General features: G+C 68.0%; 10 protein-coding genes. 6 read left to right on the forward strand and 4 right to left on the reverse strand.

The window, feature by feature from the left end; translation table 11 throughout:
• Positions 1-241 precede the first annotated feature (241 nt).
• From ASE72_RS15915 to ASE72_RS15935, 5 genes are all read left to right on the forward strand, one after another.
• Positions 242-1,240 (forward strand): LacI family DNA-binding transcriptional regulator, encoded by a 999-nt coding sequence (locus ASE72_RS15915; RefSeq protein WP_056023513.1) that lies wholly within the window; start codon positions 242-244, stop codon positions 1,238-1,240.
• Between the two features lie 124 nt (positions 1,241-1,364).
• Complete coding sequence (locus ASE72_RS15920; protein WP_056023516.1) at positions 1,365-3,887, forward strand: TonB-dependent receptor domain-containing protein; 2,523 nt, start codon at positions 1,365-1,367, stop codon at positions 3,885-3,887.
• Positions 3,888-3,901: 14 nt separating this feature from the next.
• Positions 3,902-5,704 (forward strand): alpha-amylase family glycosyl hydrolase, encoded by a 1,803-nt coding sequence (locus tag ASE72_RS15925; RefSeq protein ID WP_156350543.1) that lies wholly within the window; start codon positions 3,902-3,904, stop codon positions 5,702-5,704.
• Positions 5,683-6,594 (forward strand): ROK family protein, encoded by a 912-nt coding sequence (locus ASE72_RS15930; protein ID WP_235532395.1) that lies wholly within the window; start codon positions 5,683-5,685, stop codon positions 6,592-6,594. The genes ASE72_RS15925 and ASE72_RS15930 overlap by 22 nt, the downstream gene beginning before the upstream one ends.
• Positions 6,591-7,919, forward strand: coding sequence for an MFS transporter (locus tag ASE72_RS15935; protein ID WP_056023521.1), 1,329 nt, complete (start codon positions 6,591-6,593; stop codon positions 7,917-7,919). The genes ASE72_RS15930 and ASE72_RS15935 overlap by 4 nt, the downstream gene beginning before the upstream one ends.
• A gap of 49 nt (positions 7,920-7,968) precedes the next feature.
• Here the strand turns inward: ASE72_RS15935 and ASE72_RS15940 are convergent, their stop codons facing one another.
• Genes ASE72_RS15940 through ASE72_RS15950 form a run of 3 tightly spaced genes read right to left on the reverse strand, consistent with a single transcriptional unit; the run spans position 7,969 to position 11,818 of the window.
• Positions 7,969-10,305, reverse strand: a complete 2,337-nt coding sequence (locus tag ASE72_RS15940; protein WP_056023523.1) for a xanthine dehydrogenase family protein molybdopterin-binding subunit — start codon at positions 10,303-10,305, stop codon at positions 7,969-7,971.
• Positions 10,302-11,315, reverse strand: coding sequence for an FAD binding domain-containing protein (locus ASE72_RS15945; RefSeq protein WP_056023525.1), 1,014 nt, complete (start codon positions 11,313-11,315; stop codon positions 10,302-10,304). Before ASE72_RS15945 ends, ASE72_RS15940 begins: the two co-directional genes overlap by 4 nt.
• Positions 11,312-11,818 (reverse strand): 2Fe-2S iron-sulfur cluster-binding protein, encoded by a 507-nt coding sequence (locus ASE72_RS15950; protein ID WP_056023528.1) that lies wholly within the window; start codon positions 11,816-11,818, stop codon positions 11,312-11,314. The genes ASE72_RS15945 and ASE72_RS15950 overlap by 4 nt, the downstream gene beginning before the upstream one ends.
• A 241-nt stretch (positions 11,819-12,059) precedes the next feature.
• On the opposite strand from ASE72_RS15950, the gene ASE72_RS15955 reads away from it, so the two are divergent.
• Complete coding sequence (locus ASE72_RS15955; protein ID WP_056024340.1) at positions 12,060-12,425, forward strand: DUF4440 domain-containing protein; 366 nt, start codon at positions 12,060-12,062, stop codon at positions 12,423-12,425.
• 49 nt (positions 12,426-12,474) lie between these two features.
• On the opposite strand, the gene ASE72_RS15960 is transcribed toward ASE72_RS15955, so the two are convergent.
• The gene (locus ASE72_RS15960) at positions 12,475-14,430 is read right to left on the reverse strand and encodes a beta-N-acetylglucosaminidase domain-containing protein (RefSeq protein WP_056023531.1); all 1,956 of its coding nucleotides are present in this window, start codon (positions 14,428-14,430) and stop codon (positions 12,475-12,477) included.
• Between the last annotated feature and the right edge of the window lie 43 nt (positions 14,431-14,473).

Here is a 14,473-nt window from a genome sequence, read left to right on the forward strand (position 1 = left end):
GATCGTCACAGCGCGGCGTCTTGTTGACGTCATTTGCCGATTGCTAAAGCAAATTGTCAAATCAATTGTTGAGGGAAATTAGACGAGGTCGCGTGTGGTATCGCTATCTTGCAGATTAGGCGTAAGAATTGGTCGACGACGCGGCAGCCGCAATGGTCGGACGAACCGGGAGATTGCGAGCGGCGGTCGCTGCGCGTACGACACGCGACGTCGAGGGTTAAACCTAGGAAATGCCATCGCAATGAAACTCGCCGATCTGGCCACACTCGCCGGCGTGTCGACCGCGACCGTATCGCGCGCACTGTCGGGGCATTCGTCGGTCAACGCGCAGACCCGCGACCGCATCAAGGCACTGGCGCGCGAACATGACGTGCGGCCAAACCAGCTTGCGCGCAATCTGCGGCTGAAAAGCACCGGCGCGATCGGTCTCGTCCTGCCGCTGGGCCATGCACGGACGCAGCATCTGACCGACCCGTTCTTCCTGACGTTGCTCGGGCTGCTCGCCGATCTGCTGGTCGAGCGCGGCTATGATATCCTGTTGTCGCGCGTGATCCCGGACGGCGAGGACTGGCTCGACCGGCTTGTCGACAGCGGACGGATCGACGGGCTGTTACTGGTCGGCCAGTCGGACCAGTTCGCGGTGATCGAGCGGGTGTCGCAACGCTATCGCCCGCTCGTCGTCTGGGGCGCGAACCGCACAGGGCAGGCGCATCTGACGATCGGGTCGGACAATGTCGAAGGCGGGCGGATGGCGGCGCGTCACCTGATCGGCCAGGGCCGGACGCGGTTGCTGTTCGTCGGCGATCCGCTGCCCCCCGAATTCGCCGACCGGCTCGCCGGATTTACCGAGGTCGCCGCGGATGCGGGACTGACCTGCGACGTGCTGGCGACCGCGATGACGCCCGAGTCGGTGCATGTCGCGATGGCGGATCGGCTGTCCGAAGCGCCGCCGCCGGACGCGGTGTTCGCGGCATCGGACGTCGCGGCAATGAGCGTGCTGCGCGCGCTTGCCGAGGCGGGAATCGACGTCCCGGGGACGACCGCGGTGATCGGTTACGACGACGTGACGCTCGCCGCGCATACCTCGCCGCCGCTGACGACGGTGCGGCAGGATCTGGCCGAAGGCGCGGCGCTGATGGTCGATCGCCTGATGAAGCGGATCGAGGGCGAGCCCGGCCGGTCGGACGCGGACGGATCGGCGATCGTCGTCCCGGAACTGATCATCCGACAATCGGCCTGACGGCGACGGAGCCACACGGGCGGTAGTTTTTCACAATCGATTGCGAAAGCGGTTGCAATCGATTGTGACGGCGCTATTCGGCGGCTCCGGGCTTCAGAGAAGGCCACGCACGGGGAGGATCGCAATGAAATCACGTCACATTCTGCTGGCCGGTATCGCCGCTACGTCGTTCACGACGATGGCCGCTGCCCAGACGATGGCACCCGCGGCCGCCGAGTCGCAGGCGAGCACGGCGCAGGCCGACACCGCCGCCGCCCCCCCGACGATCGACGGCCAGGAGGACATCGTCGTCACCGCGGTCGCGCGAGGCACCAACCGCCTCAACACTTCGATCACGACCAGTTCGATCGGGTCCGACGCACTGATCCAGCTCGCGCCGCGCACGTCGGGCGAGCTGCTGCGCAACCTGCCGGGCATCCGCGTCGAGGCATCGGGCGGCGACGGCAACGCGAACATCTCGGTCCGCGGCCTGCCGGTCGCGTCGGGCGGCTCGAAGTTCCTCCAGCTGCAGGAAGACGGTCTCCCGATCCTCGAATTCGGCGACATCACCTTCGGCAATGCCGACATCTTCCTGCGCGCCGATTTCAACGTCCGCACGGTCGAGTCGGTCCGCGGCGGCTCCGCCTCGACGTTCGCGTCCAACTCGCCGGGCGGCGTGATCAACTTCATCTCGAAGACCGGCGAGCAGGAAGGCGGTGCGTTCCAGCTGTCGAGCGGGCTCGACTACCGCGAATTCCGCGTCGACTTCGACCAGGGCGGCAAGCTCTCGGATAGCGTCACCTATCATCTCGGCGGCTTCTACCGGATCGGCGACGGCCAGCGCGAAGTCGGCTTCGACGGCGTCAAGGGTGGCCAGATCAAGGCGAACATCACCAAGTCGTTCGGTAATGGCGGCTATGTCCGGCTCTACGGCAAGTATCTCGACGACCGCGCGATCGGCTATCTGCCCAACCCGGTCCGCGTCACGGGCAGCAACAGCGACCCCGATTACAGCAGCATCGCCAATTTCTCGATCAACAACGGTACGCTGCACAGCGCCAACATCCGTACCGCGCAGACGCTCGATGGCAACAACCGGCTGACCACGCGCTCGATCCGCGACGGCCAGCATCCGGTCGTCTATTCGGCGGGTATCGAGACGCAGATCCCGCTCGCGGACGACTGGAACATCGTCGAGCGCTTCCGCTACGCCGACATTTCGGGCGGCTTCACCTCGCCCTTCCCGGCCAGCGTCGATTCGGCGCAGTCGATCGCCAACGGTATCGGCGGCGCGGGCGCACAGCTCTTCTACGCCAGCGGCGCACAGGCGGGTCAGCGCATCGCCAACCCCGCCTCGCTCAACGGCAACGGCCTGCTCGCCAACATCGTGCTGTTCGACGTCGACCTGAAGAGCCTCAACAACATCACCAACGACATCCGCCTCAACGGCTCGCTGCCGTTCGCCGGCGGGTCGCTCGCGGTCACCGGCGGCTTCTATGCCTCGCGTCAGGACATCAAGAGCGACTGGCTCTGGACATCGTCCGTCCAGACCGTCGCGGACAAGGGCCGCTCGGAACTCGTCGACGTCCGCACCGCGGCGGGCGTGCCCGTGACGCAGAACGGCGTCCCCGGCTATTCGGCGAGCTTCTTCGGCAATTGCTGCCGCCGCTCCTATGATCTCGACTACACGACCTACGCGCCGTTCGCGCAGCTCGGGCTCGAGCTCGGCCGCTTCAACATCGACGGTTCGCTGCGCTACGATTTCGGCCGCGCGCGCGGCAGTGTCGCCGGGTCCGACCTCGGCGCCTCGTTCGGCAGCGGCATCACGACGGTCGACATCAACGGCGACGGCGTGATCTCGGCGCCCGAGCGTCAGGTCGCGGTGATCCCCAATGCCCGCTCGCCGCTCGATTACAACTATGATTACCTGTCCTATTCGGGCGGCGTGAACTTCCGCCTCACCGACAGCACCGCGGTGTTCGGTCGCTACAGCCGCGGCGGGCGCGCCAATGCCGATCGCCTGTTGTTCGGCCCCTCGATCAATACCGCGACGGGCGGGCTGACCGACCAGGGCGCAGCGGTCGATTTCGTCCGCCAGCTCGAGGGCGGGTTCAAGTTCCGCCAGGGCGGCGTCTCGCTCTACGCCACCGGCTTCTGGGCACGCACCGAGGAACAGAATTTTGAGGCGACGACGCAGCGTTTCTTCAACCGCGAATATGACGCCAAGGGTGTCGAGCTCGAGGGCCGGATCGCACGCGGGCCGTTTTCAATCTCGGCAGGCGGCACCTATACCGATGCCGAGATCACGCGCGACGTGCTCAACCCCGGGGTCGAGGGCAACCGCCCGCGGCGCCAGGCGAAGTTCATTTATCAGGCGACGCCACAGGTTGACTTCGACCGCGTGACGATCGGCGCGAACGTGATCGGCACCACCGACAGCTATGCGCAGGACAACAACGTCCTCAAGATGCCGGGCTATACGCAGGTCAACGCGTTCGTCTCGGTCCGTCCGGCGGACAATGTCACGGTCTCGCTGAACGGCAACAACCTGTTCGACGTGACCGGGATCACCGAGTCCGAGGAGGGGGCGATCCCGACCAACGGCATCGTCCGCGCGCGGTCGATCACGGGTCGGACGATCTCCGCCGCCGTCCGCTTCGGCTTCTGACCAGGCGGCCCGGCGTGCACCTCCCCTCCCGCACCGAGTGCCGCGTGCTGGCACTCGGCCCCCGCCTCCGACGCCAGCTCGAACGCCTCTATGGCAGCACCGGGCTGGCGCTCTGGCCCCGGCTCGAAGCGATCCTGCGCGAGCGGGCAGCCGAGCGACCGGCCGCGATGGTCGCGCTCGACGAGGCACGGCTCGCCGATCCCGACTGGTTCGTCGCCCCCGACATGCTGGGCTATTCGACCTATGTCGACCGGTTCGCCGGGACGGTCGACGGACTGATCGACAAGGTCGACCATCTCGAATCGCTCGGCGTCCGCTATCTCCACCTGCTCGCACTGCTCAAGGCGCGCGCGGGTGACAGCGACGGCGGGTTCGCGGTGGCGGACTATCTGGCGGTCGAGCCGCGGCTGGGGACGATGGCCGATGTCGAGCGGCTCGCCGCCCGGCTGCGCGAAGGGCGTATCAGCCTGTGCGTCGACCTCGCGCTCAACCACACCGCCGACGACCATGCGTGGGCGCAGGCGGCGCGCGCGGGCGATCCGCACTACCGTGCCTTCTATCACGTCGTCGATCCCGCCGAGGCCGAAGCCTATGAAGCCGATCTGCTGCAGGTGTTCCCGACCACCGCGCCGGGCAATTTCACCGCCGTGCCCGAGATGGGCGGATCGGTGTGGACGACCTTCTATCCGTTCCAGTGGGACCTGAACTGGGCGAACCCCGAGGTCATGCTCGCGATCGTCGACACGATGCTGCGGCTTGCCAATCACGGCTTCGAGGCATTCCGGCTCGATTCGATCGCATTCCTGTGGAAGCAGATGGGCACCGATTGCCGCAACCGGCCCGAGGCGCACTATATCGTCCGCGCGCTGCGCGCCGCGCTCGCCATCGTGGCGCCCGCGACGTTGCTGAAAGCGGAGGCGATCGTGCCGACCGCGCTCGTCCCGCCCTATTTCGGGGCGGACGAGGGCGATGACTGGAATGGCGGGTTCGAGCCCGAATGCCACCTGGTCTACAACAACTCGCTGATGGTGGCGGGCTGGGTCGCGCTCGCCGAGCAATCGGCGGCACTCCCCGCCGCGATCGTCGCGGCAAGCGGCGGGCTGCCGCGCGGTGCGAACTGGCTGAGCTATGCGCGCTGTCACGACGATATCGGCTGGGGCGCGGTGATCGGCGACCTGGCCGGGATCGACGCCGATCCGGTCGCGCGGTTGAGGGCGGCGGCGCGGTTCATCGATGGCGCGGACGACAGCTGGGCGCGCGGCGAACCGTTCCAGTCGGACGGCTCGGTCCTGCACGGCTCGAACGGCACGATGGCCTCGCTCGCGGGTCTGGAAGCCGCACAGACTGAACCCGAACGCGAGATGGCGTTTCGTCGGATCACGCTGCTCAACGCGTTGTCGATCGCGAGTGGCGGGCTGGCGACGGTCTATATGGGCGACGAGGCCGGGCTGCTCAACGACACCGACTATCGCGACGATCCCGAGCGGGCGCACGAAGGGCGCTGGCTGCACCGTCCGGCGATGGACTGGGCGGCGCTCGACGGCAAGACGGCACGACGGATCGCCGGGGATATCAGGGCGCTGCGTGCTGCGCGGATCGCCAGCGGCGGCGCGGGCGCACCCGCGACAATCCCCACGCAGACACCGGCGCTGCTCGGCATCGCGTGCGGCAGCGACCGCGTCTTCCTGAATTTCTCCCCCAACGCGGTTCGGGTGGGCGATCTCGCCGGCTGGCGCGACCGGGTCGCGGACAGCGCGATCGGCGACGATGCGATGACCGGTCCGTGGAGCGTGCTGTGGGCGGGCCCCGCGGCGTGACCGCCGCCAGGCCGCTGTTCGGCTGCATCGAGGCGGGGGGTACCAAGTTCGTGCTCGGCATCGCGCGCGACCCCGACACGATCCTGCGCACGGCGCGCATCGCCACCACCAGTCCACAGGAGACGATCGCCGCCGCGCTCGACTTCTTCACCGCGGCGCAGGGCGAATGGGGCGATTTCGACGCGCTCGGCATCGCCTCGTTCGGCCCGGTCGATCTCGATCGCACCTCGCCCGGCTGGGGCCGGATCGTCGACACGCCCAAGCCCGGCTGGAGCGGCACGGACCTGGTCGGACCGTTTGCGCGTGCGCTCGCCTGCCCGGTCGGGTTCGATACCGACGTCAACGGCGCGATCCTTGCGGAAAGCCTCTGGGGTGCAGCCGTCGGCGCGAACATCGCGGTGTACGTGACGGTCGGCACGGGGATCGGCGGCGGCGCGCTCGTCGAGGAACGCCCCGTGCACGGCAGCCGACACCCCGAAATGGGACATATCCTGCCGCGCCGTCATCCCGACGACCGCGACTTCGCGGGCATCTGCCCCTTCCACGGCGACTGTCTCGAAGGCCTTGCCAGCGGACCGGCGATCGCGGCGCGCTGGGGGGCGTCGCTGTCGGAGCTCGACGCGGACCATCCCGCGCATGACATCGTCGCGCATTATCTCGCGCAGCTCGTCGTCGCGCAGCAGGCAGTGCTCTCGCCGCGCCGGATCGTGCTGGGCGGCGGTGTGCTCGGCACGCCGGGCCTGATCGATCGCGTCCGTATCGAGGCCGCCCGGCTGGCCAATGGCTATTTCGGAACGCCGGATTATGCCACGCTGATCACGTCGCCGGGGCTCGACGACCGTGCCGGCCTGCTCGGCGCGCTGGCACTCGCACAAAGGGCACGGCGATGACCGCATCACGATTGCCGACCAAGCCACGGCTGTCGCTGGCGCGGCTGATCGAGATGAACCTCGGCTTCCTCGGGCTGCAATTCTCGTTCGGGCTGCAACAGGCGAACATGGCGCCGATCTACGGCTATCTGGGCGCGGACGAAGCCAGCCTGCCGCTGCTGTGGCTGGCGGGACCGATGACCGGGCTGCTGGTTCAGCCGCTGATCGGCGCGATGAGCGACCGGACATCGACCCGGATCGGCCGGCGCACACCCTATTTCCTCGTCGGCGCGGTGCTGTGCAGCCTGTGCCTGCTGGCGATGCCGTACAGCCCGACCTTGTGGGTCGCGGCCAGCCTGTTGTGGGTGCTCGATGCCGCCAACAACGTGACGATGGAGCCGTACCGCGCCTATGTCGGCGACCGCCTGCCCGACGACCAGCGCGCGGCGGGCTTCCTGACGCAGTCGGCGTTCACGGGGCTTGCGCAGACCTTGTCCTATCTCGCGCCGTCGCTGCTCGTCTGGATCGGGTTCAACAAGGACGCGATCGATGGCAACGGCATCCCCGACATCACGCGGATCGCGTTCCTGATCGGTGCGGTCCTGTCGCTGACGACGATCGTCTGGTCGGTCGTGCGAGTCCCCGAGCTGCCCCTGCCGCCGGAGGAGAAGACGCGGCTCGCGGCCGAACCGCTGACTCTCGGCGGCACGCTGCGCGATCTGCGTGCTGCGCTGGTCGAGATGCCGCGGCCGATGCGGCAGCTGGCGCTGGCGATGCTGTGCCAATGGTATGCGATGTTCGCCTATTGGCAGTTCATCACCTTCGCGGTCGCACGCTCGTTGCACGGGACGTCGGACGCGAAGAGCGTGGCGTTCCGCGACACCGTGCTGACGGTCGGACAGCTCGGCGCGTTCTACAATGCGGTGGCGTTCGTCGCGGCGATCGCGCTCGTCCCGCTCGCGCGGCGCTGGGGGGCAAAGCGCGCGCATGCCGCGTGCCTGCTCGCATCGGGTGCAGCGATGCTCGCGATCCCCGGCATCCGCGACGAGGCGGGGCTGTTCGTGGCGATGCTCGGCATCGGCATCGGCTGGGCGAGCATGATGGGCAATCCGTACATCATGCTGATCGACATGATCCCGCCCGAGCGCAACGGCGTCTATATGGGAATCTTTAACATGTTCATCGTCATCCCGATGATCATCGAGAGCCTGACCGTGCCGCTCTTCTACCACTCGCTGCTGAACGGCGAGCCGCGCAACATCCTGTATCTGGCGGGCGCGCTGATGGTGCTGGGCGCCATCGCCACGGCGCGCGTCACGCTGCCGCCGCGCCGCGCGATCGGCTGACACCGTCCGCCGGCTGCGATCGGACGATCGCAACCGGCGAACGGAGCGCTCAGTCGAGCAGCTTGTCGAGCGTCAGCGGCAGATCGCGGACGCGCTTGCCGGTGGCGTTGTAGACCGCGTTGGCGACCGCGGCGGCGACGCCGGTGATGCCGATCTCGCCGATTCCGTGCGCGCCCATCGGCGTGTGCGGATCGGGGATATCGGTCCAGATCACGTCGATCTCGGGGACGTCGAGATGCACGGGGACGTGATATTCGGCGAGGCTGGGGTTCATGATGCGGCCCTTGCGCTCGTCGAACTGCGTCTCCTCCATCAACGCCATGCCGAGCCCCATGATGATTCCGCCGCGGAACTGGCTGCGCGCGGTCTTGGGATTGAGGATGCGACCGCAGTCGAACGACCCGAGGACGCGGGCGACGCGCGTCTCGCCGGTGACCGCGTTGACGCGGACCTCGCAGAAGATCGCGCTGTGCGAATGCATCGACCAGTGCATCAGTTCGAGCGGGGGCGACCCCGCCTCGGTCACCATCACCGCGTCGCGCTGCGCACGCGCGAGGATCGAGACATAGCTTTCGCGCCGCGTCGGATCCTCGAGGCTGGCAAGACCGCCGTCCTCGCTGCCGACGTCCTTCGCTGATAGCCCCGCCAGCGGCGAGTCGTTGCCCGCGAGCTTGAGGAGATCGGCGACCAGCGCGTTGTGCGCGGCGATCACCGCCGCACCGATCGCCGCGGTCTGCTGCGACCCGCCCGCCATGATCGCGCCCGGGATCAGCGTGTCGCCATAGGCAACCGAGACATGATCGAGCGGGAGGCCGAGCCGGTCGGCGGCGACCATCGCGGTCGTCGTCGACGTCCCCATCCCCATCTCGTGCGCCGAAACCTCGACGAGCGCATGGCCATCGGCGCCCAGCGTGATCCGCGCGACCGCGCCCGGCATCCGGTAATAGGGATAGGTTCCCGTCGCACAGCCCATGCCGACCAGCCATTCACCCTCGCGCCGCGTTCCCGGCACGTTGCTGCGCCCGGCCCAGCCGAAGCGCTCCGCGCCCGTGCGCCACGCCTCGATGATATGGCGCGACGAGAAGGGCAGCCCCGATGTCGGATCCTTGTCGGGCTCGTTGCGCAGCCGCAGCGCGATCGGATCCATGTCGAGTGCGACCGCGAGCTCGTCGATCGCCGATTCGAGCGCGAAGGTGCCGACCGATTCCCCCGGCGCGCGCATGAAGGTGTTGGCGAGCATGTTCATCTTCACCGTCTCGACCGACAGCCTGATGCTGTCCGCGGCATAGCCCGCGCGCGTGCCGAGGATGAAGGGTTCGGGCATGTTGTTGTGCGGCGTCATCGCCGCGACGCCGGTGTGGAGCAGCGCCTTGAACCGCCCGTCCGCGTCCGCACCGATCGCCACGCGCTGCTCGGTGAGCGACCGGCCGCCGACGATCCGGTACACGCCCTCGCGCGACAGCGTAATCCGGACCGCCCTTCCCGCCAGCCGTGCCGCCGCGGCGCCGAGGATCTGGTGATCCCACAGCCCCTTGCCGCCGAACCCGCCACCGACATAGGGCGAGGTCAGCCGGACCTGATCGGTCTTGAGGTCGAACACGTCAGCGATCGTCTGCGCCTGCGCGGCGACCATCTGGCTGGCGTCGTGAAGGATCAGCCGATCGTCCTCCCACACGATCGTGGCGGCGTGCGGCTCGATCGCATTATGATTGTGCCAGGGCGTCCGATAGACATGGTCGACGCGGTGCGGTGCCGCCTCGAGCATCGCGTCCGCGTCGCCGATCTCGTTGACGAGCGGTTGGCCCATGAACAGGCCGGGCTTCGGGCCCTCCGCCTTCGCCGCGGCGAACGACGTGATCGAGAGCTCTTCGGCATAGGTGGTGACGAGCAGCGAGACCGCGTGGTCGGCCTGCTCCTGCGTCTCGGCAAGCACCAGCGCGATCGGCTGCCCGTTCCAGTGGACGCGGTCGTCCTGCATGATCGGCAGGTCCGACGGTCCGACGGCGGTCGGTGATGAGCCAAATACCGCCGGCGCATTCATCCTCGGCGCATTGAGGTGCGTCATTACCAGCACCACGCCCGGCGCCGCCTCTGCCGCCTGCGTCGCGATCGCGGTGATCCGCCCGCGCGCGATCGTCGAATAGGCGAGCGCGGCGTAGGTCATGCCGGGGATCGCGAATTCCGCCGCAAACCGTGCCGTGCCCTGGACCTTGAACGTCCCGTCGAGCCGCGACACCGACGTGCCGATCACGCCGTGCTGCTGCCGGATCAGCGGATCGGGAACGCCGCCGGGAATCCAGCTGTCGGGGGCGAGCGGCACCAGCTTGGCCATCGCGCCCTGAACCGCGGCCTGGCCCGCGTTCTTGATCGTATCGACGATGCTCATGCTGCTGCTCCGTTACGGTCGCCATGGTCGACGACCGGCGCAAGGTCGCTGAGAACTGCGACCAGAGTCCGATTGACAAGTTCGATCTTGAAGCCGTTGTCGCGCAAGGCTTTTGCATCGCCGAGTTCGGCAACCGCCGCGGCGCGGAACGCGGCAGCGGTGGCGGGGCCGCCGCGCAGTGCCGCCTCCGCCTTCGTCGCGCGCCACGGCTTGTGCGCGACGCCGCCAAACGCGATCCGGACATCGGTGACACGGCCGTCCTCGACCTCGAGGGCAGCCGCGACCGAGACGAGCGCAAAGGCGTAGCTCGCGCGGTCGCGAACCTTGCGATAGGTCGACGTCTGTCCGAACGACAGCGGCGGCAACTCGATCGCGGTGATCAGCTCGCCGGGTTCGAGCAGCGTGTCCTGCTCGGGCTGATCGCCCGGCAGCCGGTGAAACGTGGTGAGGGGAATCGTCCGGGCGCCGCCCGCCCCCTCGACATGCACGATCGCATCGAGCGCGGCGAGCGCGACGCACATGTCCGACGGGTGCGTCGCCACGCAGGCGGCGGATGCGCCGAGGATCGCGTGCCCGCGGTCGAAACCGCCGATCGCGTCGCATCCCGATCCCGGCACGCGCTTGTTGCAGTGCGATCCGGCGGTGTCGTAGAAATAGGTGCAACGCGTCCGCTGGAGCAAATTGCCGCCGACGGTCGCCATGTTGCGGATCTGTGCCGATGCGCCGGCGAGGATCGCGCGGGCGAGCATCGGATAGCGGGCGCGGACGATCCGGTGTTCGGCGAGCGCGGTGTTGCGCGCGGCGGCGCCGATGATAAGCCCGCCGCCGTCGGTTTCGTCGATCGCGCTCGACAGGCCGGTAACATCGACAAGCGTGTCGGGTGTCGCGACGGTCTCGCGGATCAGATCGACCAGATTGGTGCCACCGCCAAGATAGGCGGTCGTCCGACCCTGCCCGAGACGGAGCGCCTCGTCCCGGTCCTGCGCGCGGGCATAGGTGAAGGGAGTCATGCCGCCATCTCCGCCGCGACGGTTTCGCGGATCGCGTCGATGATCCCGTTATGCGCGCCACAGCGACACAGATTGCCGCTCATCCGCTCCTGCAGCTCTTCGCGGGTCAGCGTGACGTCGGCGGTGAGGTCCGCGCTGACATGGCTCGGCACGCCGCGCCGTGCCTCTGCTGCCATGCCGATCGCCGAGCAGATCTGCCCCGGCGTGCAATAGCCACACTGGAAGCCGTCGTGCGTAACGAACGCCTGTTGCAGCGGGTGGAGCGCGTCGCCCTCGGCGAGCCCCTCGATCGTCGTCACCTGCCGGCCGTCATATTGCACCGCGAGCGCGAGGCAGGACAGGATCCGCTCGCCATCGACCAGCACGGTACACGCACCGCACGCACCCTGGTTGCAGCCCTTCTTCGTACCCGCGAGCTGGAGCCCTTCGCGCAACAGGTCGAGCAACGAGACGCGGGGGTCATCGGGCAGGGGTACCGGGGAGCCGTTGATCAGTATCGACATGCCATCTCCTGCAATTCCGACGGGCCCGCATCGATGAGGGCCTATTCAGTACCGAGCGGTATAGACGGTGTCGGTAGCGGGTGCCAAGCGCGATTATACGGGTCGCGACGGCGTTGCGGCAGGGCGGCCGGTGGATCGGCCAGACGTCGCCTGCGCCCCTGAATTATCGCGGTTTTCAAGCAGGAGGCGGAACGTTCGTCGTCGCCCGGCGCTGCGCTTATCGACCATTGGGAGAATGATGATGGACGACAATCGTATCTGGGAATTCGAGGAAAGCCTGTGGACGGGCGACGCCGAGCATTACCGCGCGCTGATCGACGACGAATGCGTCATGGTGCTGCCCGAGCAGCCCTTCGTGCTGACGGGCAAGCAGGCGATCGAGGCAGTCGCCGACACGCCGCGCTGGAGCGAGGTCCGGTTCAGCGAGCAGCAGGTGATGCGCCCGCAGGAAGGACTGATCGCGATCGCGTACAAGGCCGAGGCGAGCCGTGACGGGGCCGATGGCTACACCGCCTATTGCACGACGACGATGCGTCGGCTCGAGCATGAGGAATGGCGCGTGGTGCAGCACCAGCAGACGATCGCCCCGGTCGCCGGCGGCGCCTGAGCCTTCGGGGCGGGGAAGACCCCCGCCCCCCCTGCCCGACCGCAGGGTCTCAGCGCTGGGCGGCGAACAATGTCGGCGCGTCTGCAACGAACCGGTCGAGCACCCCGTCGGCAATCTTGATCGGCCCCCCGAAGCGCGTCGCGCCGGGGATCGACTGGATCGCCGCGGCCTGGGCGGCTAGACGGCTGGCCTCCGCAAAATACCGCGTCGCTGCGGCACTGCCCGTATTGGCGGCGTCGAGCCCCGCCGCGGTCAGTTGCAGCGCACGACCCCAGAGCTGCATTGCATCGAGCCACGGACGCGACTGCACGGCAAACCCCGGATCGACCGTGCCCGACCGGATGACGTCGGGTGCGCCGGCGAACGCGTCGGCGCGCTCTGCCAGTTCGGCGATCGCGGTTGCCCGCGCCGACGCGTCCTCGCCCGCAATCGCTTCTCGGACGCTGTCCAGCGTCGCCTTCAGCTGCGGGGCCTGTTCCTGCCAGGGCTGGCTGCCAAAGGTCGGCGCCATGTGCTGCGTATCGAAGAAGGTCAGCAGCGCATCGGTCGCGCGTGGATCCCCGTCGGCGAGATCCGCGGCTGCCGCATGCCACGTCCGCTCCGCGTCATAGCCCGCGTCGTTCCATGCGAACGCGATCACGCCTGCGACCGCGGGCCGGCTCGGTGCCTCCTGGTTCATCGGATTGGACAGGATGCCCGTCAGTTCACCCGACAGCCCCGCCTCACGCTTGGCATAGGGCGCGAGCAGCAGTCGCCCCGTCGTCGTCGCATAGTCGTTGACCGGATAATTGTCCCACAACAGCGTCTTGCGCCCGAACGCCTTTGTCGCGGCCTTTGCATCGGGGATCGAGATCGCGGGCGGGACGACGTCCGTGCCCGTCCATTGCACGACGACGCGCGGGTCGAGATGCTTGCGGAGCGCTGCCTTGTACGGCGTTTCCTTGGCGTCATAATATTCGGTCGGCACCATGATCAGCGGTCGCGACTTCGGATCCTCCGCGAGCAGATAGGTCTGGACCGCATTGAGCAGCCTGGCCTGCGCGACGCCGGCCGCCTCGGGGCCGGACGCGCCGAACGCCGCCTTGTCCTTGTCGCAGTTCCACTTGGCATATTCGATGTCGTCGAGCGCGACGTAGAAGCTGCGCACGCCGATCGAGCGCAGCGCCTCGAACTTGCGTTCGAGCGACTGGGCATCGGCAGGATCGGAAAAGCAGACCGACGGGCCGGGCGAGACCGCATAGACGAAGTCGATGTGATTGCGTCGGGCCGTCGTGACCAGCGTCCCGAGCGAGCTCAAAGTCGCCGCGGGATAGGCCTCGCGCCAGCGGTCGCGCGCGAACGGATCGTCCTTCGGGCTGTAGACATAGGTGTTGGCCTTCATGCTGCCGAGGAAGTCGAGGTGCCGTGTCCGGTCGGTCATCGTCCAGGGCGCGCCGTAAAATCCCTCGATCGTCCCGCGGATCGGCATCGCGGGGTGATCCTGGATGACGAGCGCGGGTACGGCGGCGCGCTTCACCAGCTGGCGGAAGGTCTGTGCGGCGTGGAACAGCCCGTCGGCGTCATGCCCGGCGAGCGTGATGACGCCGCTGTCGCCGATCGCGACGCTCGCGATCGTATAGCCCTCGGCCTGCGTGTCGGGCACGGCCTTGCCGAGGGCGAGCGCGTCGCGGACGAGCGCGCTGTCGCCGCCGCCGATGACGATATGCGGGCGGTCCGGCGCGGCGGGCACGCGTCGCGCGGTGGCGATCGTCTCGACGCCGGCCGATGCCAGGATGGTCCGGACCAGTTCGGTCGTCGCAGGATCGGTGCCCGGCGCGGCGACGAGCACGACCGAACGGCCAAGCGTGATCGTCCCCTGCCCCGACGTCATCGACACCGGCGTCGGGAAGATCGCTGGGAGCGTCGTCGCGCCGGTGGACGCAGACGCAGGACCGGCGAATGCCAGCATCGCGGCGGTCGTCAACATCATCGCCGCGATCTGCTGCCTGCCAAACTGTCGGATCATGGCCGTCCCTTCAGGTACTATAATGGTATTACAACTGGACTTA

This window comes from Sphingomonas sp. Leaf20 (assembly GCF_001421535.1).
GTDB lineage: Bacteria > Pseudomonadota > Alphaproteobacteria > Sphingomonadales > Sphingomonadaceae > Sphingomonas.